Genomic DNA, 22,883 nt, shown 5'->3' with positions numbered 1-22,883 from the left:
CGCTATTTGACGCCCACCGGAGATGAACCCGGCGGCGGCCCGCAGGACGGGCCACCGCCGGGATGGATCACTTCGAGTAGAACTCGACGATCAGCTGCTCCTGCACGGGCACGTCGATCTGCGCGCGCTCGGGCAGCTGGTGCACGAGGATCCGCAGGTTGGACTGCACGACCTGCAGCCAGCCCGGGATCGGCCGGTCGCCGAAGGACTCCTTGGCGGCCACGAACGGCAGGGTGTTGACCGACTTCGGCTTCACGTCGATGATGTCGAACTTCGACACCTGGAAGCTCGGGACGTTGACCTTCTTGCCGTTCACGATGAAGTGGCCGTGCGACACGAGCTGACGGGCCTGGCGGCGCGTGCGGGCGAGACCCGCGCGGTACACCACGTTGTCCAGTCGCGACTCGAGCAGCTGCAGCAGCGCCTCACCGGTCTTGCCCTTGGTGCGCGCGGCCTGCTCGTAGTAGCGGCGGAACTGCCGCTCCAGCACGCCGTAGGTGTAGCGAGCCTTCTGCTTCTCCTGCAGCTGCAGGAGGTACTCGCTCTCCTTGATGCGGCCGCGGCCGTGCTGGCCGGGCGGGTACGGGCGACGCTCGAACGAGCGGTCGCCGCCGACCAGGTCGACCTTGAAACGACGTGACTTGCGAGTCACGGGTCCGGTGTAACGAGCCATTTCTCTCTAGTCCCCCGTTCCCTTAGACCCGGCGCCGCTTGGGCGGGCGGCACCCGTTGTGCGGCTGCGGCGTGACGTCCTGGATGGTGCCGACCTCGAGGCCCGCCGCCTGCAGCGAACGGATCGCGGTCTCCCGGCCGGAGCCGGGGCCCTTCACGAAGACGTCGACCTTGCGCATGCCGTGCTCGGCCGCCTTGCGGGCCGCGTTCTCGGCGGCCATCTGCGCGGCGAACGGCGTCGACTTGCGCGAGCCCTTGAAGCCGACGTGGCCGCTGGACGCCCAGCTGATCACGTTGCCGGTCGGGTCGGTGATGGACACGATCGTGTTGTTGAACGTGCTCTTGATGTGCGCGTGGCCGTGAGCGACGTTCTTCTTTTCCTTGCGCCGGACCTTCTTGACGCCGGCGCCCTGACGGGACTTGGGTGGCATGTCTTTCTGGAGCTCCTGTTAACGCGAAGTCTGGGTGGTGTCGGACTCGGACTCGTTGCTCGAGTCGCGGTCCGCGTGGCGGATGACCGTGCCGTAGTCCCGGTACAGGTCGCGAAGTGCCTGCGGGCGGGCCTTGGGAGCCACCTGCAGAGCCACGAACTGGCGGTTGCGTCGTCGCTGTGGGACGACCGATACGACCGAGCTCACTTCTTCCCAGCCTTCTTCTTGCCGGCGACCGTCTTCTTCGGGCCCTTACGGGTACGGGCGTTCGTCTTGGTGCGCTGGCCCCGGACGGGCAGGCCGCGACGCCAGCGAAGGCCCTCGTAACAGCCGATCTCGATCTTCCGGCGGATGTCCGCGTTCACCTCGCGGCGGAGGTCACCCTCGACCTTGTAGTTGGTCTCGATGTGCTCACGGAGCTTCGCCACGTCCTCGTCGGACAGGTCCTTGGCGCGCAGGTCCGGGCTGATGCCGGTCGCGACCAGCAACTCCTTGGAACGGGTACGGCCGACGCCGTAGATGTAGGTCAGCGCGATCTCCATCCGCTTTTCGCGGGGGAGGTCGACGCCAGCAACGCGTGCCATATCTCCTCTTGAAGGGTTCTTCCAGGTCTGCTCCCCGACCGCCCCGTGCTGGCGGGCCCCGGCCTGGTCCGGGGGTGAACCGAGCCCGTGTGGCTCGGCAGGTCTGGGGAGGGCCTCTTCTGTCTGCTGTCGTGCTGTGATCAGCCCTGGCGCTGTTTGTGGCGCAGGTTCTCGCAGATCACCATGACCCGGCCGTGACGGCGGATCACCTTGCACTTGTCACAGATCTTCTTGACGCTCGGCTGGACCTTCACGTCCCTGTCTCTCTATCGGTGGCTCTGCTACTTGTAGCGGTAGACGATTCGGCCGCGGGACAGGTCGTAGGGCGACAGCTCCACGACCACTCGGTCCTCGGGCAGAATGCGGATGTAGTGCTGCCGCATCTTGCCGCTGATGTGTGCGAGAACCTTGTGTCCGTTCTCCAACTCGACACGGAACATCGCGTTGGGGAGCGGCTCCACCACACGGCCTTCGACCTCGATGGCCCCGTCCTTCTTGCCCATGTCCTCCGCGCTTCGTTTTGTCTACACAGCGTTCTATGGTCTACGCAGCCCGCCGCGCGCGTACTCAACTACTGACACGCATGACGGAGAAGGCGCAACGAGTGCGCCACCGAACTAGTGTACGCGCGCTGCTGACGGTGCGGCATTCCGGGGGGTTGTGTACGGGTGAAGACGGGGCCTCACCCGCCATGGTAACCGCCGTGGCCGACCCGCTGGGGTGACACTTTCTCACCCTCTGTCACCGTCGAACGGTCTGCGGTCAGCCGATCGCCTGACCCAGCCGCGCCGTTACGGCGCGGTCAGCACCCACGGGCCGTCTTCGGTGATGGCCACCGTGTGTTCCCAGTGGGCTGCCCTGGAGCCGTCCGCGGTGACCACGGTCCAACCGTCGTCGAGTTCCTGGGTCTGCTCGCCGCCGATGGTCAGCATCGGTTCGATGGCGATCGCCATACCGACCCGGAGGCGCGGACCCTTGCCCGGCTTGCCGTAGTTCGGCAGGAACGGGTCCATGTGCATGGCCCTGCCGATGCCGTGGCCGCCGTACTCGCGGACGATGCCGTAGGTCGTACCCGACGCGCGTTCGGTCCTGTGGACCGACTCCTCGATGGCGTGGGAGATGTCCGTGAGCCGCCCGTCCGGGCGGACCGCCTCGATGCCGGCCTCCATCGCCGCCCTGGTCGCGTCGGACAGCGCCTGGTCGGCCGCCGACACCGTGCCCACCCCCAGCGTCACGGCGGAGTCGCCGTGCCAGCCGTCGAGGATGGCGCCGCAGTCGACGGAGATCAGGTCGCCCTCGGCCAGCACCTGGTCGCGGGACGGGATGCCGTGCACGATCTGCTGGTTCACCGAGGCGCAGATCGTGGCCGGGTAGTCGTGGTAGCCGAGGAACGACGGGACGGCACCCGCGTCGCGGATGACCTCGAACGCCACCTCGTCCAGCTCGCCCGTGCTGACGCCGGGCCGGACCGCGGCCGCGACCGCGGCGAGTGCCTTCGCCACCACGAGACCGGCCGCACGCATGGCCTCCAGCTCGGCTGGGGTCTTCAGCTCGATCATGCTGTCACGCCGCCGGAGCAACGCGCCGAACAGGCCACCGGTCACGTCCGGTCGCGCAGCGCGGCAAGCACCCGGTCGGTGATCTCGTCGACGGCACCGACACCGTCGACGGTGACCAGCACGTCCCGGTAGTAGTCCAGCAGCGGCGCCGTCTCCGACCGGTACACGTGCTGCCGGTGCCGGATGACGTCCTCGTTGTCGTCGTTGCGGCCGCGGGACAGCAGTCGCTTCACCACGACCTCCTCGTCGACCTGTAGCTGCACCACCGCGTCGAGCTTCTGTGCGGCGTCCGCCAGCACCTTCGCCAGGACGTCCGCCTGGCCGATGTTGCGCGGGAAACCGTCCAGCAGGAAGCCGTTCGCCGTGTCGGACTGCTCGAGGCGCTCGATCAGCATCTGGTTGGTGACCTCGTCCGGGACGAGGCCACCGCTGTCGAGGATGTCCTTGACCTGCTTGCCGAGCTCGGTCTCCTCGGCGATGTTCTTGCGGAACAGGTCGCCGGTGGAGATGTGCGGAATGCCCAGCTTCTCGCTCAGCGCGGTCGCCTGAGTGCCTTTGCCCGCACCCGGCGGACCGACGAGAACGAGACGTGTCACTTGAGGAACCCTTCGTAGTTGCGCTGCATGAGCTGGCTTTCGATCTGCTTGACGGTGTCGAGACCCACGCCAACCATGATCAAGACAGCGGTACCGCCGAAGGGGAAGTTCTGGTTCTGGCCGTCACCGGTGATGTCCAGGAAGAAGTTGGGCAGCACGGCGATGATGCCGAGGTAGATCGAACCGGGCAGGGTGATCCTGCTCAGCACGAACTGCAGGTACTCGGCGGTCGGCCGACCAGGGCGGATGCCGGGAATGAAGCCGCCGTACTTCTTCATGTCGTCAGCACGCTCGTTCGGGTTGAACTGGATGCTGATGTAGAAGTACGTGAAGAAGATGATCATCGCGAAGTAGACCAGGATGTGCACCCAGTCGGACTGCCGCGTGAGGTGATCGGCGACGAACCGCGTCCACCAGTTGTTCTCGTTGCCCGCGAGCCTGGTGATCAGGTCCGGCAGGTACAGCAGCGACGATGCGAAGATGATCGGGATGACGCCCGCCTGGTTGACCTTCATCGGCAGGTAGGTCGAGGTGCCGCCGTACATGCGGCGACCGACCATGCGCTTCGCGTACTGCACCGGGATGCGGCGCTGCCCCTGCTCGAGGAACACCACACCGACGATGATCGCGAGGCCGAACAGGCAGACGATCGTGAAGACCAGCGGGCCGTTGTTCTCGAGGATGTTGCCACCCTCGGCCGGGATGCGCGCCGCGATGTTGACGAACATCAGCAGCGACATGCCGTTGCCGATACCGCGTTCGGTGATCAGCTCGCCGAACCACATGATCACGGCGGTGCCCGCGGTCATCGTGAGGATGATCAGGGCCAGGTCGAAGACCCCGTTCTGCGGGATGATCGGGTCCTGGCAGTCACCGAACAGGCCGCCCCGGTTGGCCATGGCGATGATGCCGGTGGCCTGCAGCACCGCGAGACCGATGGTCAGGTAGCGGGTGTACTGCGTGAGCTTGCCCTGGCCGGACTGGCCTTCCTTCTTCAGCTGCTCGAACCGCGGGATGACCACGGTCAGCAGCTGGATGATGATGCTCGCCGTGATGTAGGGCATGATCCCGAGCGCGAACACCGACAACTGCAGTAGCGCACCACCGCTGAACAGGTTCAGCAGCTGGTAGATGCTCTGGTTGTCGACGTCGGCCATGCATTTCTGCACGTTCGGGTACGAGACACCCGGGGAGGGCAGCATGGCGCCGACCCGATAGACCCCGATGATCATCAGGGTGAAAAGGATCTTGCGGCGCAGATCCGGCGTCGCGAGAGCCGAGCGGAAGGCGCTGAGCACGCAAGGACCTCCTCGGCGTCGCCGGCGATCTTCGCCGGCGATCGGCTTTGCCGGTTGGTTACCGGCCGGGAACACGCATCCTGTCGCCAGGTAGCTGGCAAGCCAGGAACGCTTCGGGGGGCACTCCACCCGAAGCGTCCCACGACTTTAACAGGACCCCCGGGGGCTCCTGCACCCCCTGGCCACTAAGCATCCCGAGCCATCCGTTCGGCCTAGCACGGGCCGACCAAACGGAACCCGTGTGGACAGCCTGTTCGCCGGGACGTGCGTTCCAGGTGTGACGGGAGGCACATGCCGACCACCTGGTCGTGGTCGTGCGGGTCTTCGCCGGGCGGTCGGCTCAGGGCCGTTGTTCCGCCGCCGGGCCGGGTTCCTGCCCCGGGGGCCGGCCGGCAACCGGTGGTGTCACCGGCTGCGCGGGCACCGGCTCGGCGGTGGGCGCCTGCCGGGGCGGCACGTCGACAGCGGGTGGCAGCGGCACCGCTGGTCCGGCGTTCGGCTGCGTGGTGGGCTGTGGCGGCGCAGAGCCGGTGAACGGTTGATGGGCCACGGGCACGCCGGTCGGCGGACTGGGCGGCAGTGGCTGCCCGGTCAGCGGATCCACCTGGAAGGCGGGCTGCGGTGGGCCCGTGGGCCGGACGGGCTGGACCGGCTGGACGGGCAGGGCGACGCCGTACGGCCGCGGCACGAAGTCCGGGTTGATCTGGGCCCACGTCGGCTGACGGACCGGGATCAGGGCCAGCACGGCCGCGACCAGACTGGACAGGGCCGCCACCAACAACAGCCAGTAGCCCACCAGGTACGTCGCTTCCGTTTCCAGGCCGGGGGCCACCGTGCCGATGAGCAGCACGCTGTCGACACCGTTCATCACCATCAGGGCCGTCGTCCACACGGTGCCGATGAGGAAGGCGGAGCCGATCACCGTGGTGAGCGCCGACACCCGGCCCACACCAGGTGGGGTGGCGGGAACCGCCGCGTACCAGCACATGGCGGCGGCGCACGCCAGGACGATCGCGGCGAAGACCAACGGGTAGCCGATCGTGGGAACGTCACCCGGTTCGATGGTGCCGGTGACGTCCGCGCTCCACGGGGAGATCGTCACCTCGATGTTCTCGGCGCCGATGCTCAGGACGCCCGAGTACAGCGGGAGGAACGAGCCCACGATCACCAGGACCACCGCGCAGAACGCCAGCAGCGCGGCCGTCACCTGGGTCGCGTGCCAGCGTGCCGGGCCCGTCGTGGTGTGCGCGAGCGTCGACATCGCCGCCGGATGGACCGGCCGCTGCTCCCCCATGGTCATGTCTGGAGCGTGGCGTATCGGCAAGCTCGGACACAGCACGAAAATGTCACGATCACGCACCCACGACCAGTCGCGCCACGGTCTGCCAGCGGGTCTGCCCAATGCCCTTCCGGTGGTCAGCACAAACGAAGAACGGCCGGCAGGAAACCCTGCCGGCCGCTTTCGTACCTACGTCTACAGCGTGGTGGCGCTGCCGCCCGCCGCCGAGAGCTTCTCGGCCGCGGACTTCGAGAACTTGTGCGCGGTGATGTCGAGCTTCACCGACAGGTCCCCGTCGCCGAGCACCTTCACCAGCTCGTTCTTGCGGACGAGACCGGCCTGGACCAGCTCGACCACACCCACCGTGCCGCCCTCCGGGAACGCAGCGGCGATGTCGCCGACGTTCACCGGCTGGAACTCGGTGCGGAACCGGTTCTTGAAGCCACGCAGCTTCGGCAGCCGCATGTGGATGGGCATCTGCCCACCCTCGAAACGGGCAGGCACGTTCTTCCGTGCCTTCGTGCCCTTGGTGCCGCGGCCTGCGGTCTTGCCGCCCTTGCCGCCTTCACCACGGCCGACCCGCTGCTTCTCCGTCTTCGCGCCGGGCGCGGGACGGAGGTGGTGGATCTTGATGGCCATCAGTTTTCGACCTCCTCGACCGTCACGAGGTGACGGACGGTGTGGATCAGGCCGCGAACCTGCGGGGTGTCCTCACGCACGGTGGACTGGCGGATCTTCCGCAGGCCCAGCGTGCGCAGCGACTCCCGGTGGTTGCGCTTGGTCCCGATGACACTGCGGACCTGGGTCACCTTGAGCTGTGCCATGTCACTTCCCCTGACCAGCCTGCGCGCGCGCCCGGAGCATGCCTGCCGGGGCCACGTCCTCGAGCGGCAGACCGCGACGGGCCGCCACCTCCTCCGGACGCTGCAGACCCTTCAGCGCGGCCACCGTCGCGTGCACGATGTTGATCGCGTTGTCGCTGCCGAGCGACTTCGACAGCACGTCGTGGACACCGGCGCACTCCAGCACGGCACGCACCGGGCCACCGGCGATGACGCCGGTACCGGCGGAGGCCGGACGCAGGAGCACGACACCGGCGGCACGCTCGCCCTGGATCGGGTGCGGGATGGTGCCCGCGATCCTCGGGACCTTGAAGAAGTTCTTCTTCGCCTCCTCAATACCCTTGGCGATCGCGGCCGGCACCTCCTTCGCCTTGCCGTAGCCGACGCCGACCATCCCGTCGCCGTCGCCCACCACGACCAGCGCGGTGAAGCTGAACCGGCGACCACCCTTCACGACCTTGGCGACCCGGTTGATGGCCACCACGCGTTCGATGTGCGCGGTCTTGTCCTGGGCCGCCCCGCCACGGCCCCCATCGCGACGGTCCCTGCGGTCCCGACGGTCACCGCGATCTCCGCGGTTGTCACCGCCCTGGCCGCCCTGCTGGCCGCCGCCGAATTGCCGTGAACGTCCCGGCATCAGGCGATCCTTCCCGTGTACTCGTACATGATCAGAACTCCAACCCGGCTTCCCGGGCAGCGTCGGCGAGAGACGCGATCCGGCCGTGGTAGTCGTTGCCACCGCGGTCGAACACGATCTTCGTGACGCCGGCGTTCTTGGCGCGGTCGGCAACCAGCTGGCCGACCTTGGCCGCGCGGGCCTTCTTGTCGCCGTCCAGTGCCCGCACGTCCGCCTCGAGGGTGGACGCCGACGCGATCGTCTTGCCCGCCAGGTCGTCGACCAGCTGCGCGACGATGTGTCGCGACGACTTCGTGACCGACAGCCGCGGCCGCTCCGCCGTCCCGCTGACCTTCCGGCGCACCCGGAAGTGGCGGCGGGCCTTGGACACCCGACGACGCGTCGAGATGTCCTTGCCCAACGGCTTCCTGCGCTTGGTAACAGTCGCTTCGCTCATGATCACTTACCCGTCTTTCCGACCTTGCGGCGGATCTTCTCGCCCGCGTACCGCACGCCCTTGCCCTTGTACGGGTCGGGCTTGCGCAGCTTGCGGATGTTCGCGGCGATCTCGCCGACCCGCTGCTTGTCGATCCCCTGGACGGAGAACCGGGTCGGGCTCTCGACCGCGAAGGTGATGCCCTCCGGCGGCGAGACCTTGACCGGGTGGCTGTAGCCAAGCGAGAACTCCAGGTCCGAGCCCTTGAGCTGGACCCGGTAACCGACGCCGTGGATCTCGAGCTTCTTCTCGTAACCCTCGGTGACACCGACCACCAGGTTGTTCACCAGGGACCGGGTCAGACCGTGCAGGGCACGGTTGCGTCGCTCGTCGTCGGGGCGGCGGACCTCGAGGACGCCGTCCTCGCCGCGCTCCACGATGATCGGCTCGGCGATCGTGTGTGCCAGGGTGCCCTTCGGGCCCTTGACGCTGATGCTCTGGCCGTCGATCTTCACGTCCACGTTGGCCGGGACGGGGATCGGCAGCTTACCGATGCGAGACATCTACTACTCCCCTTCCCGCTACCAGACGTAGGCGAGGACTTCCCCGCCCATCCTCTGCTTGCTGGCCTGCCGGTCCGTCAGGAGACCCGCGGACGTGGAGATGATCGCCACGCCGAGGCCACCGAGCACCTTGGGCAAACTGGTCGACTTCGCGTACACCCGGAGACCGGGCTTGGAAACCCGGCGCAGACCGGCGATGCTGCGCTCCCGGTTCGGGCCGTACTTCAGCTCGACGACAAGGTTCTTGCCCTTCTCGCCTTCCTCGTCGCGGTAGCCCGAGATGTAGCCCTCGCGCTTGAGGATCTCCGCGATGTTGGCCTTCAGCTTCGAGTGCGGCAGCACGACCTCGTCGTGGTACGCCGAGTTGGCGTTACGCAGACGGGTCAAGAAGTCTGCGATCGGGTCGGTCATCGTCATGGTGACCTGTCAACCTTTCTCGCCATGGTTCCCCTCGGGGCCTTTGGCGGGATGGATGGTTCTCTGGGTGTTACCAGCTGGACTTGTTCACGCCGGGGAGCTCGCCGCGGTGGGCCATCTCCCGCAGGCAGATACGGCAGAGGCCGAACTTGCGGAACACCGCACGCGGCCTGCCGCACCGCTGGCACCGGGTGTAACCCCGCACCTTGAACTTCGGCTTCTGCGCGGCCTTGTGGACAAGGGCTTTCTTGGCCATCGTCAGTTCTCCTTGAACGGGAAGCCCAGGCGCCGCAGCAGCGCCTTGCCCTCCTCGTTGTTGGTCGCGGTGGTGACGACGGTGATGTCCATACCCCGCGGACGGTCGATCGAGTCCGGGTTGATCTCGTGGAACATCGACTGCTCGTTGAGACCGAACGTGTAGTTGCCGTTGCCGTCGAACTGCTTCGGCGACAGACCGCGGAAGTCACGGATACGCGGCAGCGCGATCGTCAGCAGCCGGTCGAGGAACTCCCACATGCGGTCGCCGCGCAGGGTCACCTTCGCACCGATCGGCATGCCCTCACGCAGCTTGAACTGCGCGATGGACTTGGTGGCCCGCCGCACCTGCGGCTTCTGGCCGGTGATCAGCGAGAGGTCGCGCAGCGCGCCCTCGATCAGCTTGCCGTCACGAGCGGCGTCACCGACACCCATGTTCACCACGACCTTCACGACGCGGGGAACCTGCATCGCGTTCTCGTAGGTGAAGTCCTCGCGCAGACCGGCCACGATCTCCTCGCGGTACCGGGTCTTCAACCGGGGGATGGTCTTCTCCTCGGACGTTGCCGTGGTCATCAGATCTCCTTCCCGGTGCGGCGCGAGATCCGGACCTTGCGGCCCTCGTCGTCGAACTTGTAGCCGACCCGGGTGGGCTTGCCGTCGTCACCGACGATCATCACGTTGCTCACGTCGATCGCCGCCTCCTGGGTGACGATCCCGCCCGACTGGGCGCCGCGCTGCGTCTGGCTGATCCGGGTGTGCTTCTTGATGCGGTTGACGCCCTCGACCAGGACCTTGCCGCGCTCGGGGTAGGCCTGGATGACCTTGCCCTTGGCGCCCTTGTCCTTGCCCGCGATGACGACGACCGTGTCACCCTTCTTGACCTTCATGTCAGAGCACCTCCGGAGCCAGCGAGATGATCTTCATGAACTTCTTGTCGCGCAGCTCGCGACCGACCGGACCGAAGATGCGCGTCCCGCGCGGCTCGTTGTCCTGCTTGATCAGCACGGCGGCGTTCTCGTCGAACCGGATGTACGAGCCATCCGGCCGACGGCGCTCCTTCGACGTGCGAACGATGACCGCCTTGACGACGTCACCCTTCTTCACGCCCGCGCCGGGCATCGCGTCCTTGACAGTGGCGACGATGATGTCGCCGATTCCCGCGTAACGCCGACCCGAGCCACCGAGCACACGGATGCAGAGGATCTCCTTCGCGCCCGTGTTGTCGGCGACCCGCAGTCGCGATTCCTGCTGGATCACTTTGCCCTCTCCAAGATCTCCACCAGCCGCCAGCGCTTGGTCGCCGAGAGCGGGCGGGTCTCCATCAGCAGCACGCGGTCGCCGACACCAGCGGTGTTCTCCTCGTCGTGCGCCTTGACCTTGGTCGTGGAGCGCATGACCTTGCCGTAGAGCGGGTGCTTCTTACGGTCCTCGAGCGCGACCACGATCGTCTTGTCCATCTTGTCCGACACGACCAGGCCCTCGCGGACCTTCCTGCGCCCGCGCGGCTTGCTCTGCGTCTCAGTCGTCTCACTCATGCGGCACCCTCATCACTGGAAACCTCGTCGGGGGACACAGAGAGGCCCAGCTCACGCTCTCGCATCACGGTGTAGATCCGGGCGATGTCGTGCCGAACCGTACGGAGCCTGCGGTTGTTGTCCATCTGGCCGGTCGCCATCTGGAACCGGAGGTTGAACAGCTCCTCCTTCGCCTCGCGGAGGCGGAGGACCAGCTCCTCGTCGTTCAGCTCACGGAGCTCGGACGCCTGCGTACCAGCGGCCATCAGAAGTCACCACCTTCACGCGTGACGATGCGGCACTTCATCGGGAGCTTGTGGATCGCCCTCGTGAGCGCCTCGCGCGCGACCGCTTCGTTCGGGAAGCTCAACTCGAACATCACCCGGCCCGGCTTGACGTTCGCGATCCAGTACTCCGGCGAACCCTTACCGGAACCCATGCGGGTCTCGGCGGGCTTCTTGGTCAGCGGGCGGTCGGGGAAGATGTTGATCCACACCTTGCCGCCACGACGGATGTGCCGGTTGATGGCGATACGAGCGGACTCGATCTGCCGGTTGGTCACGTAGGCAGGCTGGAGAGCCTGGATACCAAACTCACCGAAGGTGACCCTGGTGCCGCCCTTCGCGGCGCCGCCCCGCTTGGGGTGGTGCTGCTTGCGGTGCCTGACCTTGCGTGGGATGAGCACTGCTCAGCCCTCCCCGTTGGTCGTCTGGGCTTCGCCGCTCCCGTTCACAGACGGGGTCTGCGGCTCGGCCTGCTCTGCTGGCGCTGGCGCCGACGCCTCTGCCGCTGCGCGGCCGGCCTCGGTGCTGGTCGCGGTGGTGCCCGACGCACCGGAACGGCGTGCCCTGGTGGGCCGCTCCCGGCGCGGCGCGCGCTCCTGCGGGGCCTGGCTGCGTGCCTCGACCTCGCGGCGGCCGCCGACGACGTCACCCTTGTAGATCCACACCTTCACGCCGATCCGGCCGAAGGTGGTGCGGGCCTCGAAGAAGCCGTAGTCGATGTCGGCGCGCAGCGTGTGCAGCGGCACCCGGCCCTCGCGGTAGTGCTCGGAGCGGGACATCTCGGCGCCGCCGAGACGGCCACCGCACTGCACACGAATGCCCTTGACCTGCGGGCTGCGCATGGCCGACTGGATGGCCTTGCGCATCGCGCGGCGGAAGGACACGCGGTTGGACAGCTGCTCGGCGGTCACCTGGGCGACCAGCTGGGCGTCGGCCTCGGGGTTCTTCACCTCGAGGATGTTCAGCTGCACCTGCTTGCCCGACAGCTTCTCGAGTTCGCCGCGGATCCGGTCCGCCTCGGCGCCGCGGCGGCCGATGACGATGCCCGGACGGGCGGTGTGGATGTCGACGCGGACCCGGTCACGGGTGCGCTCGATCTCCACCTTCGAGATCCCGGCGCGCTCCATGCCCTTGGACAGGAGCTTGCGGATCTTCACGTCCTCTGCCACGTACTCCGCGTACTGCTTGTCGGCATACCAGCGGGACTTCCAGTCAGTGGTGATCCCGAGCCGGAAGCCGTGCGGGTTGATCTTCTGACCCACTAGCTGGCACTCCTCTTCGCACTGGACTTACGGCTCGCCTGGGATTTCCGAGCCGCCTTCGGCTCCGGCTTCGGCCGCGACTCCACCTCGACGGTGATGTGGCTGGTCCGCTTCCGGATCCGGTACGCACGGCCCTGGGCCCGTGGGCGGAACCGCTTGAGGGTCGGACCCTCGTCCACGTAGACCTTGCTGACCCAGAGCGTGTCCGGGTCGAGGTCCAGGTTGTTCTCGGCGTTGGCCACGGCGCTCGCGAGCACCTTCGCCACCGGGTCGCTCGCGGACTGCGGCGCGTACCGGAGCACGGCGAGGGCTTCCTCGGCGCTGCGGCCCCTGATCAGCTCGACGACCCGGCGCACCTTCATCGGCGTGGCGCGGACGAAGCGAGCCCGAGCAATCGCGCGCGGAAGCTCTTCCACGGCGGTCTCGTCACTCATCGCTTACTCCCTATGTCCTTTAGCGCCTGCGCGCCTTGCGGTCGTCCTTCACGTGGCCCTTGAAGGTCCGGGTCGGGGCGAACTCGCCCAGCTTGTGCCCGACCATGGCCTCCGAGATGAAGACCGGCACGTGCTTGCGGCCGTCGTGCACCGCGATCGTGTGGCCCAGCATGTCGGGGATGATCGTCGACCGGCGCGACCACGTCTTGATGACGGTCTTCTTGCCGGACTCGTTGAGCGCGTCCACCTTCTTGAGCAGGTGGTCGTCGACGAACGGGCCCTTCTTCAAACTCCTAGGCATCTGTCACTCCCTCCTGCTCTTAGCGCTTCTTGCCGGTCCGGCGACGACGGACGATCATCCGGTCGCTGGCCTTGCCCTTGTGGCGGGTGCGGCCCTCTGGCTTGCCTGCCGGGTTCACCGGGTGGCGACCACCGGAGGTCTTGCCCTCACCACCACCGTGCGGGTGGTCCACCGGGTTCATCGCGACACCGCGGACGGTCGGGCGCTTGCCCTTCCACCGCATGCGGCCCGCCTTGCCCCAGTTGATGTTGGCGTGCTCGGAGTTGCCGACCTCGCCCACCGTCGCGCGGCAGCGCACGTCCACGTTGCGGATCTCGCCGGAGGGCATACGCAGCTGGGCGTAGGGGCCTTCCTTCGCGACCAGCTGGACGCGTGCACCGGCGGAGCGGGCGATCTTGGCGCCACCGCCCGGCCGCAGCTCGATCGCGTGGATCACGGTGCCGACCGGGATGTTGCGCATCGGCAGGGCGTTGCCCGGCTTGATGTCCGCGCCCGGCCCGTTCTCGATCCGGTCGCCCTGCTTGATCTTGTCCGGGGCGAGGATGTAGCGCTTCTCGCCGTCGGCGTAGTGCAGCAGCGCGATGCGCGCGGTCCGGTTCGGGTCGTACTCGATGTGCGCGACCTTGGCCGGCACGCCGTCCTTGTCGTGGCGCCGGAAGTCGATCAGCCGGTACGCCCGCTTGTGACCGCCACCCTTGTGCCGGGTGGTGATCTTGCCGTGCACGTTGCGGCCACCTCGGCCGTGCAGCGGCCGGATCAGCGACTTCTCCGGTTCCGACCGGGTGATCTCGGCGAAGTCGGAGACGCTGGACCCACGACGCCCCGGCGTCGTCGGCTTGTACTTGCGAATGCCCATCTCTACGCAGTCCCTATGTCTCTACTCGCCGGCTCAGGCCGGTCCGCCGAAGATCTCGATCGGCTTGCTCTCGGCGGAGAGCGTCACGATCGCTCGCTTGGTGTCCTTGCGCTTGCCGTACCCGGTGCGGGTCCGCTTGCGCTTGCCCTGCCGGTTCAGCGTGTTCACGCTCACGACCTGCACGCCGAACACCTTCTCGACCGCGATCTTGATCTCGGTCTTGTTCGCGTTCGGTGCGACGACGAACGTGTACTTGTTCTCCTCGAGGAGCCCGTAGGACTTCTCGGAGATCACCGGCGCGAGCAGCACGTCGCGGGGGTCGGGGATCACTTGTCATCCTCCTTCCGCTGCGACGGCGGCAGCTGGAAGCCTGCAGCCTCTGCGGCCTCGTCACTTGCGAACCAGACCTCGGCCACCGTGCGGTTGTAGAACGCGGAGCCGGGCACGTGGTAGAGCTTGCTGCTCTCGTTGCCCTTCACCGGGTAGCCCTCGGGCTCCGAGCCGTCGGCCAGCGGAGCGTGGCTGCCTGCGCCGTACGGCGCATCGGCCACCTCGCCGGAACGGGCGGTCGCCTTGACGGCCTTGCTCGGGCCGGCGAGGAACGTGTCCAGCGCGGCCCTGGTGAACACCACGTCGTCGTTGACCAGCACGTCGTAGGTGTTGAGCTGGTCGGCGACGAGCGCGTGCACGTGCGGCAGGTTGCGCACCGACAGCCAGCTGGCCTCGTCGTCGCGGGTCAGCACGACCAGCACGTTCCTCGCCTCGGAGATCGAGGCCAGAACCTTCCTGGCGGCCTTCGTCGACGGGGTGTCCCCGTCGACCAGCGCGGACACGACGTGCAACTGGCCTGCGCGAGCCCGGTCGGAGAGGGCGCCACGCAGGGCGGCGGCCTTCATCTTCTTGGGGACGCGCTGGGTGTAGTCACGCGGCTGGGGGCCGTGGACCACGCCACCGCCCGCGAACTGCGGCGCACGGGTCGAGCCCTGGCGCGCGCGGCCGGTGCCCTTCTGGCGGTACGGCTTCTTGCCGCCACCGCTGACGTCACCGCGGGTCTTCGTGGAGTGCGTGCCCTGGCGGGCCGCGGCCTGCTGCGCGACGACCACCTGGTGCATCAGCGCGAGGTTGGCCTGCACGTCGAAGATGTCCGCGGGCAGGTCGACCGAACCGTCGGTCTTGCCCGCTGGCGTCTTCACCTCGACGGAAGTCACTTCACTTCCTCCTTCGCGGCGGACTTGAGGAACACCACGCCGCCCTTGGGGCCGGGAACGGCACCCTTGAGGAGGATCAGCCCGTCCTCGGCGTCCACGCGGTGGACGGTGAGGTTCTGGGTGGTCACCTTCACGTGGCCCATGCGGCCGGCCATGCGCAGGCCCTTGAACACGCGGCCCGGGGTGGCACAGCCACCGATGGAGCCGGGCGAACGGTGCTTGCGCTGCGTGCCGTGGGAGGCGCCGAGGCCCTTGAAGCCGTGCCGCTTCATGACACCCGCGGTGCCCTTGCCCTTGGTGGTGCCCGTCGCGTCGATCACGGTGCCGGCCTCGAACACCTCGGCGGTGATCTCCTGGCCGAGCTCGTAGCTGTCGGCGTCGGTGGTGCGCAGCTCGGCGAGGTAGCGGCGCGGCGTCACGCCGGCCTTCGCGAAGTGGCCCTTCTCGGGCTTGTTCACCTTGCGTGGCTTGATCTCGCCGAACGCCAGCTGCACCGCGGTGTACCCGTCGTTGTCCTGGGTACGGATCTGGGTGACGACGTTCGGGCCGGCCTTGACGACGGTCACCGGGACGATCCGGTTGTTCTCGTCGAAGACCTGGGTCATCCCGAGCTTCGTGCCCAGGATCCCTTTCATCTGCCGGGAAGACATTAGTACTCAGGCCTCACTGAATGTTGACGTCGACGCTGGCCGGAAGGTCGATGCGCATCAGAGCGTCAACCGTCTTCGGCGTCGGGTCGAGGATGTCGATCAGACGCTTGTGCGTGCGCATCTCGAAGTGCTCCCGCGAGTCCTTGTACTTGTGCGGAGAGCGGATGACGCAGTACACGTTCTTCTCGGTGGGCAGCGGCACCGGACCGACGACCCGAGCACCCGTGCGGGTAACCGTCTCAACGATCTTGCGCGCCGAAGCGTCGATCGCCTCGTGGTCGTAGGCCTTGAGCCGGATGCGGATCTTCTGTCCCGCCATGGTGGCTTGCCGTCCTTGTCTTAAGACTCGTGCCGCTCCGGTCCACGCGGTCGGGTGTGTCGCGCCCTACGCACAGACCGGCCCCTTGGACTTTCTGTCCTTCGGGAGTGGTCATAAGTGGCTCGGCGGCCAGCAGCCGCGAGCCCGCCCGAACACGGCCGATCGCAAGACCGTCCGCGACGAGCAACCTGTCAAGGATGCCACATGCGTTTCGCGGCACCCAAACCGGGGGGCCCCAGGTGCTTGACCTGGGGCCCCTGCCGGGTTGACTACTTGATGATCTTGGTGACGCGACCCGCGCCGACCGTCCGGCCACCCTCACGGATGGCGAACCGCAGACCCTCGTCCATGGCGATCGGCTGGATCAGCTTCACGAGCATGGAGGTGTTGTCGCCCGGCATGACCATCTCGGTGCCCTCGGGGAGGGTGACGACACCGGTCACGTCGGTGGTGCGGAAGTAGAACTGCGGACGGTAGTTGTTGAAGAACGGCGTGTGCCGGCCACCCTCGTCCTTGGACAGGATGACGACCGTCGCCTCGAACTCCGTGTGCGGGGTGGTGGTACCCGGCTTCACGACGACCTGGCCGCGCTCGACGTCCTCGCGCTTGATACCGCGCAGGAGCAGACCCACGTTCTCACCCGCGCGCGCGTCATCGAGGGTCTTGCGGAACATCTCGATGGCGGTGACGGTGGTCTTCTGGGCCTTCTCGCGGATGCCGACGATCTCGACTTCCTCCATCGGCTTGAGGACACCGCGCTCGACGCGACCGGTGACCACGGTGCCGCGGCCGGAGATCGTGAACACGTCCTCGACCGGCATCAGGAACGGCTTCTCGATCTCCCGCTCCGGCTCCGGAATGCTCTCGTCGACCGCGTCGAGCAGCTCGAGGAGCTTGTTGCCCCACTCCTCGTCGCCCTCCAGCGCCTTCAGCGCGGAGACGCGGATCACCGGAAGGTCGTCACCCGGGAACTCGTACTCGGTCAGGAGCTCACGGACCTCGAGCTCGACGAGCTCCAGGATCTCCTCGTCGTCGACCATGTCGGCCTTGTTCAGCGCCACCACGATGTAGGGGACGCCGACCTGGCGGGCGAGGAGCACGTGCTCCTTGGTCTGCGGCATCGGGCCGTCGGTCGCGGCGACCACCAGGATCGCGCCGTCCATCTGGGCGGCACCGGTGATCATGTTCTTGATGTAGTCCGCGTGACCGGGGCAGTCCACGTGCGCGTAGTGCCGCTTCTCGGTCTCGTACTCGATGTGAGCGATCGAGATCGTGATACCGCGCTGCTTCTCCTCCGGCGCCTTGTCGATCTCGTCGAACGGCGTGAAGGGGTTCAGCTCGGGGTACTTGTCGTGCAGAACCTTGGAGATGGCCGCGGTCAGCGTGGTCTTCCCATGGTCGATGTGACCGATGGTCCCGATGTTGACGTGCGGCTTGGTCCGCTCGAACTTCGCCTTCGCCACTTCTCTCGTCCTCCTGGACTTGTATCTCTCCGCCGTCTGACTCTCAGCGACGGCAGTTCTTGGGGTCAGTTGTGCGAACCATAGGGGGCGCTAGCCACGCAGCCCGCACCGGATTCAGTTACTCGCCGGTTGCCTTGGCGATGATCTCCTTCGCGACGTTCGTGGGAACCTCGGCGTAGGAGTCGAACTGCATGGAGTAGTTCGCCCGGCCCTGGGTCTTCGACCGGAGGTCGCCGACGTAGCCGAACATCTCCGACAGCGGCACCAGCGCCTTGACGACGCGGGAGCCGGTGCGCTCCTCCATGGCCTGGATCTGGCCACGGCGGGAGTTCAGGTCACCGATGACGTCACCCATGTACGTCTCCGGCGTGGTCACCTCGACGGCCATCATCGGCTCGAGGAGTGCCGGGTTCGCCAGGCGAGCGGCCTCCTTGAGCGCCATCCGGCCCGCGATCTTGAAGGCCATCTCCGAGGAGTCGACCTCGTGGTAGGAGCCGTCCAGCAGCGTCAGCTTGATGCCGACCAGCGGGTAGCCCGCGAGCACGCCGTCCTGCATGGCGTCCTGCGCACCGGCGTCCACCGACGGGATGTACTCCCTCGGCACGCGGCCACCGGTGACCTTGTTGTCGAACTCGTACAGCGCCCCGTCCGCGGTCGACATCGGCTCGATCTTGATGACGACCTTCGCGAACTGGCCCGACCCACCCGTCTGCTTCTTGTGGGTGTAGTCGTGCTTGTCGACGGTCTTGCGGATCGTCTCGCGGTAGGCCACCTGCGGCTTGCCGATGTTGGCCTCGACCTTGAACTCGCGGCGCATGCGGTCCACCAGGATGTCCAGGTGGAGCTCGCCCATGCCGGCGATGATCGTCTGACCCGTCTCCTCGTCCTGGTTGACCCGGAACGTCGGGTCCTCCTCGGCGAGCTTCTGGATCGCGGTCGACAGCTTCTCCTGGTCGGCCTTGGTCTTCGGCTCGATCGCGACCTGGATGACCGGCTCCGGGAACGTCATCGACTCGAGGACGATCGGGTTCGCCGGGTCGCACAGGGTCTCACCGGTCGTGGTGTCCTTCAGGCCGATCACCGCGTAGATGTGACCGGCGAGGGCTTCCGTGACCGGGTTCTCCTTGTTGGCGTGCATCTGGAAGATCTTCCCGATGCGCTCCTTGCGGTCCTTGACCGAGTTGATGACCTGCGCGCCGCTCGCCACCTTGCCCGAGTAGACCCGGATGTAGGTGAGCTTGCCGAAGAACGGGTGCACGGCGATCTTGAACGCCAGCGCGGAGAACGGCTCGTCGGTGTTCGGCTTGCGGAAGGCCGGCGTCTCGCCGTCCTGCAGCGTGCCCTCGACCGGCGGGAGGTCGAACGGCGCGGGCAGGTAGTCGATCACCGCGTCGAGCATGGGCTGGACGCCCTTGTTCTTGAACGCGGAACCACACAGCACCGGGTAGGCCGTGCCCTCACGCACGATCGTGCGGATGCCGTGCTTGATCTGCTCGACGGTCAGCTGCTCGCCACCGAGGTAGAGCTCCATGAGCTCGTCGTCGGTCTCGGCCACTGCCTCGATCAGCTGCTCGCGGTACTCGTTCGCCTTCTCGACGAGGTCGGCCGGGATCTCCTCGACCGTGTAGTCCTCGCCCTTCTTGACCTCACCACGCCACGTGAGAGCGCGCATGTTCACCAGGTCGACGACACCGGTGAAGTCGCTCTCCGCGCCGATGGGCAGCTGAATGGGCAGGGGCTTCGCGCCGAGCCGCTCGGAGATGGTGCGGATGGTGAAGTAGAAGTCCGCGCCGAGCTTGTCCATCTTGTTGACGAAGCAGATGCGCGGGACGTCGTACTTGGTCGCCTGCCGCCAGACCTGCTCGGACTGCGGCTCGACACCTTCCTTGCCGTCGAACACCGCGACCGCGCCGTCGAGCACCCGGAGGTTGCGCTCCACCTCGACGGTGAAGTCGACGTGTCCGGGGGTGTCGATCAGGTTGATCTGGTGGTCCTTCCAGAAACAGGTCGTCGCGGCGGACGTGATCGTGATGCCGCGCTCCTGCTCCTGCTCCATCCAGTCCATGACGGCGGCGCCGTCGTGCACCTCGCCGATCTTGTAGCTGATGCCTGTGTAGAACAGGATCCGCTCGGTCGTCGTGGTCTTGCCCGCGTCGATGTGGGCCATGATCCCGATGTTGCGGACCTTGGCCAAGTCGGTGAGCACGTCCTGTGCCACGGGTGTCTTCCCCTGTCTCAATCAGCGTTGGTGCGGCCTGGTCAGCTGTTGGCCGCGGGCCGTCACCAGCGGTAGTGGGCGAAGGCCTTGTTCGACTCCGCCATCTTGTGCGTGTCCTCGCGGCGCTTGACACTCGCCCCGAGACCGTTGCTCGCGTCGAGCAGCTCGTTCATCAGCCGCTCCTGCATGGTCTTCTCCCGGCGCGCCCGCGAGAAGGTGACCAGCCAGCGCAGCGCCAGCGTCGTGGAGCGACCTGGCTTCACCTCGATCGGCACCTGGTAGGTGGCGCCACCGACGCGGCGGCTCTTGACCTCGATGGTCGGCTTCACGTTGTCCAGCGCACGCTTGAGCGTGACCACCGGGTCGGTGCCGGTCTTGTCACGAGCGCCCTCGAGCGCGCTGTAGACGATCTTCTCGGCGACCGAGCGCTTACCGTCCACCAGCACCTTGTTGATCAGCTGGGTGACCAGCGGGGAGCTGTAGACCGGGTCGGTGATCAGCGGTCGGCGGGGGGCAGGTCCCTTGCGAGGCATCAGGCCTTCTCCTTCTTCGCACCGTAGCGGCTGCGCGCCTGCTTGCGGTTCTTCACGCCCTGCGTGTCCAGCGAGCCGCGGATGATCTTGTAGCGAACACCAGGCAGGTCCTTCACACGGCCACCACGCACGAGCACCATCGAGTGCTCCTGCAGGTTGTGGCCCTCCCCCGGGATGTAAGCGGTGACCTCGATGCCACTGGTCAGCTTGACGCGCGCGACCTTGCGCAGCGCGGAGTTCGGCTTCTTCGGGGTGGTGGTGTACACGCGGGTGCACACGCCACGCCGCTGCGGGCTCCCCTTGAGGGCCGCAGTCTTCTGCTTGGCGACCTTGTCCTGGCGGCCCTTACGGACCAGCTGCTGGATCGTGGGCATGGACCGGCTTTCTCCCTGGTGTACTGCTCATTGCTGTGTGGTTGGTGCTCCCGCCGTATCACGAGGTCGGGCGTGTCGCCCTTCCCTCATGGCGCCCAGGCAGGATCGAATCATCCCTACGAGGCTCGGAAGGAACTCCGCGGTTACTGCGAGGTGTCCGTTCGCACGGACTCCGCGCACAGGCACGCGGATCGACCCGACATAGGCCGGGCGCGAGTACTCAAGATACCTGGCGCCCCGAGGGGGGTCAAAACCGGGGTCGACCTATGCCTCAACGCTCGAAGAACGGGGCTTGTTCCCGGCACCTGTCACCGGCCGCGGCTGACACCACGACGATCACCACACACTATATCCATCCCTGGTCACGGGCCGTGCGGCGGCCTCGTCCGGCCGCGGGCCCACAGCTTGGCCACGGCGGAGGAGATGCGGTCGCGGACCGTCCCGGCGGACAGTCCGGGTCCGCGCGTGGAGATCCCCCCGGATCACTGGCCCGTCACGTCGTGCAGGTGGTGGACCGGGTCGTGGATGAAGTAGCGGGCGAACGTGTCCACTGTGAAGTGCGCGCCGTCGCTGCGGGTGCCGGTGCGCTGCCACTGGTCGCCGGTGACCTCGGCGAAGCGGTCGGCCAGGGTGTTCGCGGCCTCGGTGAGTTCCGCGGCGACGGTGGCCGGGTCCTGCTCGCCGTAGCGGTCCGTGACAGCGGTCGCGTCCTGGTCCCAGTTCGGATAGGCGGGAGCGTCCTCGGTGAGCATCAGGTGGAGGCGTTCGGTGTAGACCCGGCAGGTGTCGCGGACGTGGGCGGCGTACTCCAGGGGCGACCACGTCGTGGGGGCCGGGCGCTGCCGCACCGACGGTCCGGCGAGGACGGCCCGCCATGCCGCCGCGTTGGCACGCAGCATGGCGGGCACCTCGTCGTGGTGGAACGTGCTGGTGTCCAGCCCGCACTCGGGGCAGGGACGCTCCAGGACCCAGGTCCAGTCCTTCGTGTCGGGCGGGATCTCCATGCCCGACAGCATCATGGAGCCACCCGTGTGGACACCAGCAAACGTTCCTTCATCATTCGTGAAGCAGTGCTCAGCAGTTCGGCGCGCTCCAGAACCGGCTGGACTTGTTGCCGACGTGCACGTGGTCGTTGTGGCCGGGGTAGCCCGGTCCGAGGATCTCCTCGAACCCGGCGGAGCGGGCGCCGCTCCACATCTGGCACTGGCTCGGGGAGCTGCTGAGACCCAGGTCAGCGCCCTGTCCGTACATGTGCAGGCTGCTCGAGGACCCGCCGACCGAGCTGTTGCACGACACGCTGCGGAACCCGGAGGTCACCACCATCGGCCGGTCGCCCAGCTTGTGCCGCAGGGCTTCGAGCTGCCACATGATCCGGCGGATGTTCTCCTTGGCCGTCGACGCGCTGACCCTGCCGCCGTTGAAGTTGTTGGCGCCGCAGTTGTCGTCGAACTCGCTGTAGCTGAAGTGGATCGGCGTGCAGTCGTTGTCCTGCAGCGCGTAGATCTTGTTGAACGTCTGCGAACCGGCGATGCCGTCCGCGGTCAGGCCGTAGCCGGCCTGGAACCGTTTGACCGCGTTGGCCGTGGCCGGGCCGTACTGGCCGTCGAGCGCGAGGTTCTCGCCGGACGCGACCCAGCCGGCCACGCGGATCTGCAGCTGGGTGACGTCACTGCCGCTCGCGCCCTGGGACAGGGTGCGGTTCCAGGTGTAACAGGCGTCGGCTGCCTGGATGTCCTGCGCGGTGACCGGGTTCGGATCGGCCGATGCCACGCTCGCCGCGGTGAGGGGGAGGGCGCTCGCGACCAGCGCGAGCAGGATCCTTCGTATCATGTGGAAAGCACCTTTCGAAGCAGGGGTGAAGGTGTCTTCCCGGGTGAGAGTGTCGAAGGATCATGGATTGGTCAATCAGTAACGAC

37 protein-coding genes are annotated in these 22,883 nt (G+C 67.1%); all 37 read right to left on the bottom strand.

Annotation, left to right across the window (positions count from 1 at the left end; translation table 11 throughout):
* Nucleotides 1-67: 67 nt before the first annotated feature.
* The 37 genes from rpsD to ACFPCV_RS09955 all read right to left on the bottom strand — a co-directional run bounded on the left by rpsD (nucleotide 68) and on the right by ACFPCV_RS09955 (nucleotide 22,797).
* Complete coding sequence (gene rpsD / locus ACFPCV_RS10135) at nucleotides 68-673, bottom strand: 30S ribosomal protein S4 (RefSeq protein WP_378055828.1); 606 nt, start codon at nucleotides 671-673, stop codon at nucleotides 68-70.
* A gap of 22 nt (nucleotides 674-695) precedes the next feature.
* Entirely contained in the window at nucleotides 696-1,103 is a 408-nt protein-coding gene (gene rpsK / locus ACFPCV_RS10130) for a 30S ribosomal protein S11 (RefSeq protein WP_378055827.1), read from the bottom strand.
* 18 nt (nucleotides 1,104-1,121) lie between these two features.
* On the bottom strand, nucleotides 1,122-1,259 hold the full coding sequence (locus ACFPCV_RS10125) for a hypothetical protein (protein ID WP_378055826.1): 138 nt from the start codon (nucleotides 1,257-1,259) through the stop codon (nucleotides 1,122-1,124).
* 47 nt (nucleotides 1,260-1,306) lie between these two features.
* Nucleotides 1,307-1,687 carry a 30S ribosomal protein S13 gene (gene rpsM, locus ACFPCV_RS10120; protein WP_378055825.1) on the bottom strand — a complete coding sequence of 127 codons (381 nt, stop codon included), beginning with the start codon at nucleotides 1,685-1,687 and terminating at the stop codon, nucleotides 1,307-1,309.
* 140 nt (nucleotides 1,688-1,827) lie between these two features.
* On the bottom strand, nucleotides 1,828-1,941 hold the full coding sequence (gene rpmJ / locus ACFPCV_RS10115; protein WP_010148647.1) for a 50S ribosomal protein L36: 114 nt from the start codon (nucleotides 1,939-1,941) through the stop codon (nucleotides 1,828-1,830).
* Nucleotides 1,942-1,968: 27 nt separating this feature from the next.
* Nucleotides 1,969-2,190, bottom strand: coding sequence for a translation initiation factor IF-1 (infA, locus tag ACFPCV_RS10110; protein WP_005166804.1), 222 nt, complete (start codon nucleotides 2,188-2,190; stop codon nucleotides 1,969-1,971).
* Nucleotides 2,191-2,478: 288 nt separating this feature from the next.
* Complete coding sequence (gene map, locus ACFPCV_RS10105; RefSeq protein WP_378055824.1) at nucleotides 2,479-3,246, bottom strand: type I methionyl aminopeptidase; 768 nt, start codon at nucleotides 3,244-3,246, stop codon at nucleotides 2,479-2,481.
* Nucleotides 3,247-3,287: 41 nt separating this feature from the next.
* Nucleotides 3,288-3,842: an adenylate kinase gene (locus tag ACFPCV_RS10100; RefSeq protein ID WP_378055823.1), complete on the bottom strand. Its 555-nt coding sequence runs from the start codon at nucleotides 3,840-3,842 to the stop codon at nucleotides 3,288-3,290.
* On the bottom strand, nucleotides 3,839-5,140 hold the full coding sequence (secY, locus tag ACFPCV_RS10095) for a preprotein translocase subunit SecY (protein WP_378055822.1): 1,302 nt from the start codon (nucleotides 5,138-5,140) through the stop codon (nucleotides 3,839-3,841). Before secY ends, ACFPCV_RS10100 begins: the two co-directional genes overlap by 4 nt.
* A 340-nt stretch (nucleotides 5,141-5,480) precedes the next feature.
* The gene (locus tag ACFPCV_RS10090) at nucleotides 5,481-6,440 is read right to left on the bottom strand and encodes a hypothetical protein (protein WP_378055821.1); all 960 of its coding nucleotides are present in this window, start codon (nucleotides 6,438-6,440) and stop codon (nucleotides 5,481-5,483) included.
* A gap of 174 nt (nucleotides 6,441-6,614) precedes the next feature.
* Nucleotides 6,615-7,061 (bottom strand): 50S ribosomal protein L15, encoded by a 447-nt coding sequence (rplO, locus tag ACFPCV_RS10085; protein WP_378055896.1) that lies wholly within the window; start codon nucleotides 7,059-7,061, stop codon nucleotides 6,615-6,617.
* Entirely contained in the window at nucleotides 7,058-7,243 is a 186-nt protein-coding gene (rpmD, locus tag ACFPCV_RS10080; protein WP_378055820.1) for a 50S ribosomal protein L30, read from the bottom strand. Before rpmD ends, rplO begins: the two co-directional genes overlap by 4 nt.
* 1 nt (nucleotide 7,244) lies before the next feature.
* Nucleotides 7,245-7,898 carry a 30S ribosomal protein S5 gene (gene rpsE / locus ACFPCV_RS10075; RefSeq protein WP_184815368.1) on the bottom strand — a complete coding sequence of 218 codons (654 nt, stop codon included), beginning with the start codon at nucleotides 7,896-7,898 and terminating at the stop codon, nucleotides 7,245-7,247.
* 31 nt (nucleotides 7,899-7,929) lie between these two features.
* Complete coding sequence (gene rplR / locus ACFPCV_RS10070) at nucleotides 7,930-8,334, bottom strand: 50S ribosomal protein L18 (protein ID WP_378055819.1); 405 nt, start codon at nucleotides 8,332-8,334, stop codon at nucleotides 7,930-7,932.
* A 2-nt stretch (nucleotides 8,335-8,336) separates the two neighbouring features.
* Nucleotides 8,337-8,876, bottom strand: a complete 540-nt coding sequence (rplF, locus tag ACFPCV_RS10065) for a 50S ribosomal protein L6 (protein ID WP_378055818.1) — start codon at nucleotides 8,874-8,876, stop codon at nucleotides 8,337-8,339.
* Nucleotides 8,877-8,894: 18 nt separating this feature from the next.
* Entirely contained in the window at nucleotides 8,895-9,293 is a 399-nt protein-coding gene (gene rpsH, locus ACFPCV_RS10060) for a 30S ribosomal protein S8 (protein WP_378055817.1), read from the bottom strand.
* A gap of 70 nt (nucleotides 9,294-9,363) precedes the next feature.
* On the bottom strand, nucleotides 9,364-9,549 hold the full coding sequence (locus ACFPCV_RS10055; RefSeq protein ID WP_378055816.1) for a type Z 30S ribosomal protein S14: 186 nt from the start codon (nucleotides 9,547-9,549) through the stop codon (nucleotides 9,364-9,366).
* Between the two features lie 2 nt (nucleotides 9,550-9,551).
* Complete coding sequence (rplE, locus tag ACFPCV_RS10050) at nucleotides 9,552-10,124, bottom strand: 50S ribosomal protein L5 (protein ID WP_378055815.1); 573 nt, start codon at nucleotides 10,122-10,124, stop codon at nucleotides 9,552-9,554.
* Entirely contained in the window at nucleotides 10,124-10,438 is a 315-nt protein-coding gene (gene rplX / locus ACFPCV_RS10045) for a 50S ribosomal protein L24 (protein WP_378055814.1), read from the bottom strand. The genes rplE and rplX overlap by 1 nt, the downstream gene beginning before the upstream one ends.
* Nucleotide 10,439: 1 nt before the next feature.
* Nucleotides 10,440-10,808, bottom strand: a complete 369-nt coding sequence (rplN, locus tag ACFPCV_RS10040; protein ID WP_184815363.1) for a 50S ribosomal protein L14 — start codon at nucleotides 10,806-10,808, stop codon at nucleotides 10,440-10,442.
* On the bottom strand, nucleotides 10,805-11,086 hold the full coding sequence (gene rpsQ / locus ACFPCV_RS10035; protein ID WP_378055813.1) for a 30S ribosomal protein S17: 282 nt from the start codon (nucleotides 11,084-11,086) through the stop codon (nucleotides 10,805-10,807). Before rpsQ ends, rplN begins: the two co-directional genes overlap by 4 nt.
* Entirely contained in the window at nucleotides 11,083-11,331 is a 249-nt protein-coding gene (rpmC, locus tag ACFPCV_RS10030) for a 50S ribosomal protein L29 (RefSeq protein WP_378055812.1), read from the bottom strand. The genes rpsQ and rpmC overlap by 4 nt, the downstream gene beginning before the upstream one ends.
* Nucleotides 11,331-11,750, bottom strand: a complete 420-nt coding sequence (gene rplP, locus ACFPCV_RS10025; RefSeq protein WP_378055811.1) for a 50S ribosomal protein L16 — start codon at nucleotides 11,748-11,750, stop codon at nucleotides 11,331-11,333. Before rplP ends, rpmC begins: the two co-directional genes overlap by 1 nt.
* 3 nt (nucleotides 11,751-11,753) lie before the next feature.
* Nucleotides 11,754-12,611 (bottom strand): 30S ribosomal protein S3, encoded by an 858-nt coding sequence (gene rpsC / locus ACFPCV_RS10020; RefSeq protein ID WP_378055810.1) that lies wholly within the window; start codon nucleotides 12,609-12,611, stop codon nucleotides 11,754-11,756.
* Nucleotides 12,611-13,045 (bottom strand): 50S ribosomal protein L22, encoded by a 435-nt coding sequence (gene rplV, locus ACFPCV_RS10015; protein ID WP_378055809.1) that lies wholly within the window; start codon nucleotides 13,043-13,045, stop codon nucleotides 12,611-12,613. The genes rpsC and rplV overlap by 1 nt, the downstream gene beginning before the upstream one ends.
* 19 nt (nucleotides 13,046-13,064) lie before the next feature.
* Nucleotides 13,065-13,346, bottom strand: coding sequence for a 30S ribosomal protein S19 (rpsS, locus tag ACFPCV_RS10010; protein ID WP_184815358.1), 282 nt, complete (start codon nucleotides 13,344-13,346; stop codon nucleotides 13,065-13,067).
* 19 nt (nucleotides 13,347-13,365) lie between these two features.
* Nucleotides 13,366-14,202, bottom strand: coding sequence for a 50S ribosomal protein L2 (rplB, locus tag ACFPCV_RS10005; RefSeq protein WP_378055808.1), 837 nt, complete (start codon nucleotides 14,200-14,202; stop codon nucleotides 13,366-13,368).
* Nucleotides 14,203-14,235: 33 nt separating this feature from the next.
* Nucleotides 14,236-14,532, bottom strand: a complete 297-nt coding sequence (gene rplW / locus ACFPCV_RS10000; protein WP_378055807.1) for a 50S ribosomal protein L23 — start codon at nucleotides 14,530-14,532, stop codon at nucleotides 14,236-14,238.
* The gene (rplD, locus tag ACFPCV_RS09995) at nucleotides 14,529-15,410 is read right to left on the bottom strand and encodes a 50S ribosomal protein L4, sunset domain variant (protein ID WP_465251556.1); all 882 of its coding nucleotides are present in this window, start codon (nucleotides 15,408-15,410) and stop codon (nucleotides 14,529-14,531) included. Before rplD ends, rplW begins: the two co-directional genes overlap by 4 nt.
* On the bottom strand, nucleotides 15,407-16,060 hold the full coding sequence (rplC, locus tag ACFPCV_RS09990) for a 50S ribosomal protein L3 (RefSeq protein WP_378055806.1): 654 nt from the start codon (nucleotides 16,058-16,060) through the stop codon (nucleotides 15,407-15,409). The genes rplD and rplC overlap by 4 nt, the downstream gene beginning before the upstream one ends.
* A 13-nt stretch (nucleotides 16,061-16,073) precedes the next feature.
* On the bottom strand, nucleotides 16,074-16,379 hold the full coding sequence (gene rpsJ / locus ACFPCV_RS09985) for a 30S ribosomal protein S10 (protein ID WP_003938093.1): 306 nt from the start codon (nucleotides 16,377-16,379) through the stop codon (nucleotides 16,074-16,076).
* 269 nt (nucleotides 16,380-16,648) lie between these two features.
* Nucleotides 16,649-17,842: an elongation factor Tu gene (gene tuf / locus ACFPCV_RS09980; RefSeq protein ID WP_378055805.1), complete on the bottom strand. Its 1,194-nt coding sequence runs from the start codon at nucleotides 17,840-17,842 to the stop codon at nucleotides 16,649-16,651.
* 118 nt (nucleotides 17,843-17,960) lie between these two features.
* Nucleotides 17,961-20,060, bottom strand: coding sequence for an elongation factor G (fusA, locus tag ACFPCV_RS09975; protein ID WP_378055804.1), 2,100 nt, complete (start codon nucleotides 20,058-20,060; stop codon nucleotides 17,961-17,963).
* A 62-nt stretch (nucleotides 20,061-20,122) separates the two neighbouring features.
* On the bottom strand, nucleotides 20,123-20,593 hold the full coding sequence (gene rpsG / locus ACFPCV_RS09970) for a 30S ribosomal protein S7 (protein ID WP_378055803.1): 471 nt from the start codon (nucleotides 20,591-20,593) through the stop codon (nucleotides 20,123-20,125).
* Complete coding sequence (gene rpsL, locus ACFPCV_RS09965; protein WP_133906284.1) at nucleotides 20,593-20,967, bottom strand: 30S ribosomal protein S12; 375 nt, start codon at nucleotides 20,965-20,967, stop codon at nucleotides 20,593-20,595. The genes rpsG and rpsL overlap by 1 nt, the downstream gene beginning before the upstream one ends.
* Nucleotides 20,968-21,449: 482 nt before the next feature.
* Nucleotides 21,450-21,986: a DinB family protein gene (locus ACFPCV_RS09960; protein WP_378055802.1), complete on the bottom strand. Its 537-nt coding sequence runs from the start codon at nucleotides 21,984-21,986 to the stop codon at nucleotides 21,450-21,452.
* 55 nt (nucleotides 21,987-22,041) lie between these two features.
* A complete protein-coding gene (locus ACFPCV_RS09955) occupies nucleotides 22,042-22,797 on the bottom strand; it encodes a D-Ala-D-Ala carboxypeptidase family metallohydrolase (RefSeq protein ID WP_378055801.1) in 756 nt (251 codons plus the stop codon).
* Between the last annotated feature and the right edge of the window lie 86 nt (nucleotides 22,798-22,883).

This window comes from Actinophytocola glycyrrhizae (assembly GCF_042653545.1).
Lineage (GTDB): Bacteria > Actinomycetota > Actinomycetes > Mycobacteriales > Pseudonocardiaceae > Actinophytocola > Actinophytocola glycyrrhizae.
This window is presented reverse-complemented; position numbering and strand designations above follow the sequence as displayed.

Bases quoted from the DNA above. Each gene is read 5' to 3' on its own strand.
- rpsD (WP_378055828.1), bottom strand. From the start codon at position 673: ATGGCTCGTTACACCGGACCCGTGACTCGCAAGTCACGTCGTTTCAAG.
- rpsK (WP_378055827.1), bottom strand. From the start codon at position 1,103: ATGCCACCCAAGTCCCGTCAGGGCGCCGGCGTCAAGAAGGTCCGGCGC.
- rpsM (WP_378055825.1), bottom strand. From the start codon at position 1,687: ATGGCACGCGTTGCTGGCGTCGACCTCCCCCGCGAAAAGCGGATGGAG.
- infA (WP_005166804.1), bottom strand. From the start codon at position 2,190: ATGGGCAAGAAGGACGGGGCCATCGAGGTCGAAGGCCGTGTGGTGGAG.
- map (WP_378055824.1), bottom strand. From the start codon at position 3,246: ATGATCGAGCTGAAGACCCCAGCCGAGCTGGAGGCCATGCGTGCGGCC.
- ACFPCV_RS10090 (WP_378055821.1), bottom strand. From the start codon at position 6,440: ATGACCATGGGGGAGCAGCGGCCGGTCCATCCGGCGGCGATGTCGACG.
- rpmD (WP_378055820.1), bottom strand. From the start codon at position 7,243: ATGGCACAGCTCAAGGTGACCCAGGTCCGCAGTGTCATCGGGACCAAG.
- rpsE (WP_184815368.1), bottom strand. From the start codon at position 7,898: ATGCCGGGACGTTCACGGCAATTCGGCGGCGGCCAGCAGGGCGGCCAG.
- rplR (WP_378055819.1), bottom strand. From the start codon at position 8,334: ATGAGCGAAGCGACTGTTACCAAGCGCAGGAAGCCGTTGGGCAAGGAC.
- rplF (WP_378055818.1), bottom strand. From the start codon at position 8,876: ATGTCTCGCATCGGTAAGCTGCCGATCCCCGTCCCGGCCAACGTGGAC.
- rpsH (WP_378055817.1), bottom strand. From the start codon at position 9,293: ATGACGATGACCGACCCGATCGCAGACTTCTTGACCCGTCTGCGTAAC.
- ACFPCV_RS10055 (WP_378055816.1), bottom strand. From the start codon at position 9,549: ATGGCCAAGAAAGCCCTTGTCCACAAGGCCGCGCAGAAGCCGAAGTTC.
- rplE (WP_378055815.1), bottom strand. From the start codon at position 10,124: ATGACCACGGCAACGTCCGAGGAGAAGACCATCCCCCGGTTGAAGACC.
- rplX (WP_378055814.1), bottom strand. From the start codon at position 10,438: ATGAAGGTCAAGAAGGGTGACACGGTCGTCGTCATCGCGGGCAAGGAC.
- rpsQ (WP_378055813.1), bottom strand. From the start codon at position 11,086: ATGAGTGAGACGACTGAGACGCAGAGCAAGCCGCGCGGGCGCAGGAAG.
- rpmC (WP_378055812.1), bottom strand. From the start codon at position 11,331: ATGGCCGCTGGTACGCAGGCGTCCGAGCTCCGTGAGCTGAACGACGAG.
- rplV (WP_378055809.1), bottom strand. From the start codon at position 13,045: ATGAGTGACGAGACCGCCGTGGAAGAGCTTCCGCGCGCGATTGCTCGG.
- rpsS (WP_184815358.1), bottom strand. From the start codon at position 13,346: ATGCCTAGGAGTTTGAAGAAGGGCCCGTTCGTCGACGACCACCTGCTC.
- rplB (WP_378055808.1), bottom strand. From the start codon at position 14,202: ATGGGCATTCGCAAGTACAAGCCGACGACGCCGGGGCGTCGTGGGTCC.
- rplC (WP_378055806.1), bottom strand. From the start codon at position 16,060: ATGTCTTCCCGGCAGATGAAAGGGATCCTGGGCACGAAGCTCGGGATG.
- rpsJ (WP_003938093.1), bottom strand. From the start codon at position 16,379: ATGGCGGGACAGAAGATCCGCATCCGGCTCAAGGCCTACGACCACGAG.
- rpsG (WP_378055803.1), bottom strand. From the start codon at position 20,593: ATGCCTCGCAAGGGACCTGCCCCCCGCCGACCGCTGATCACCGACCCG.
- rpsL (WP_133906284.1), bottom strand. From the start codon at position 20,967: ATGCCCACGATCCAGCAGCTGGTCCGTAAGGGCCGCCAGGACAAGGTC.
- ACFPCV_RS09960 (WP_378055802.1), bottom strand. From the start codon at position 21,986: ATGATGCTGTCGGGCATGGAGATCCCGCCCGACACGAAGGACTGGACC.
- ACFPCV_RS09955 (WP_378055801.1), bottom strand. From the start codon at position 22,797: ATGATACGAAGGATCCTGCTCGCGCTGGTCGCGAGCGCCCTCCCCCTC.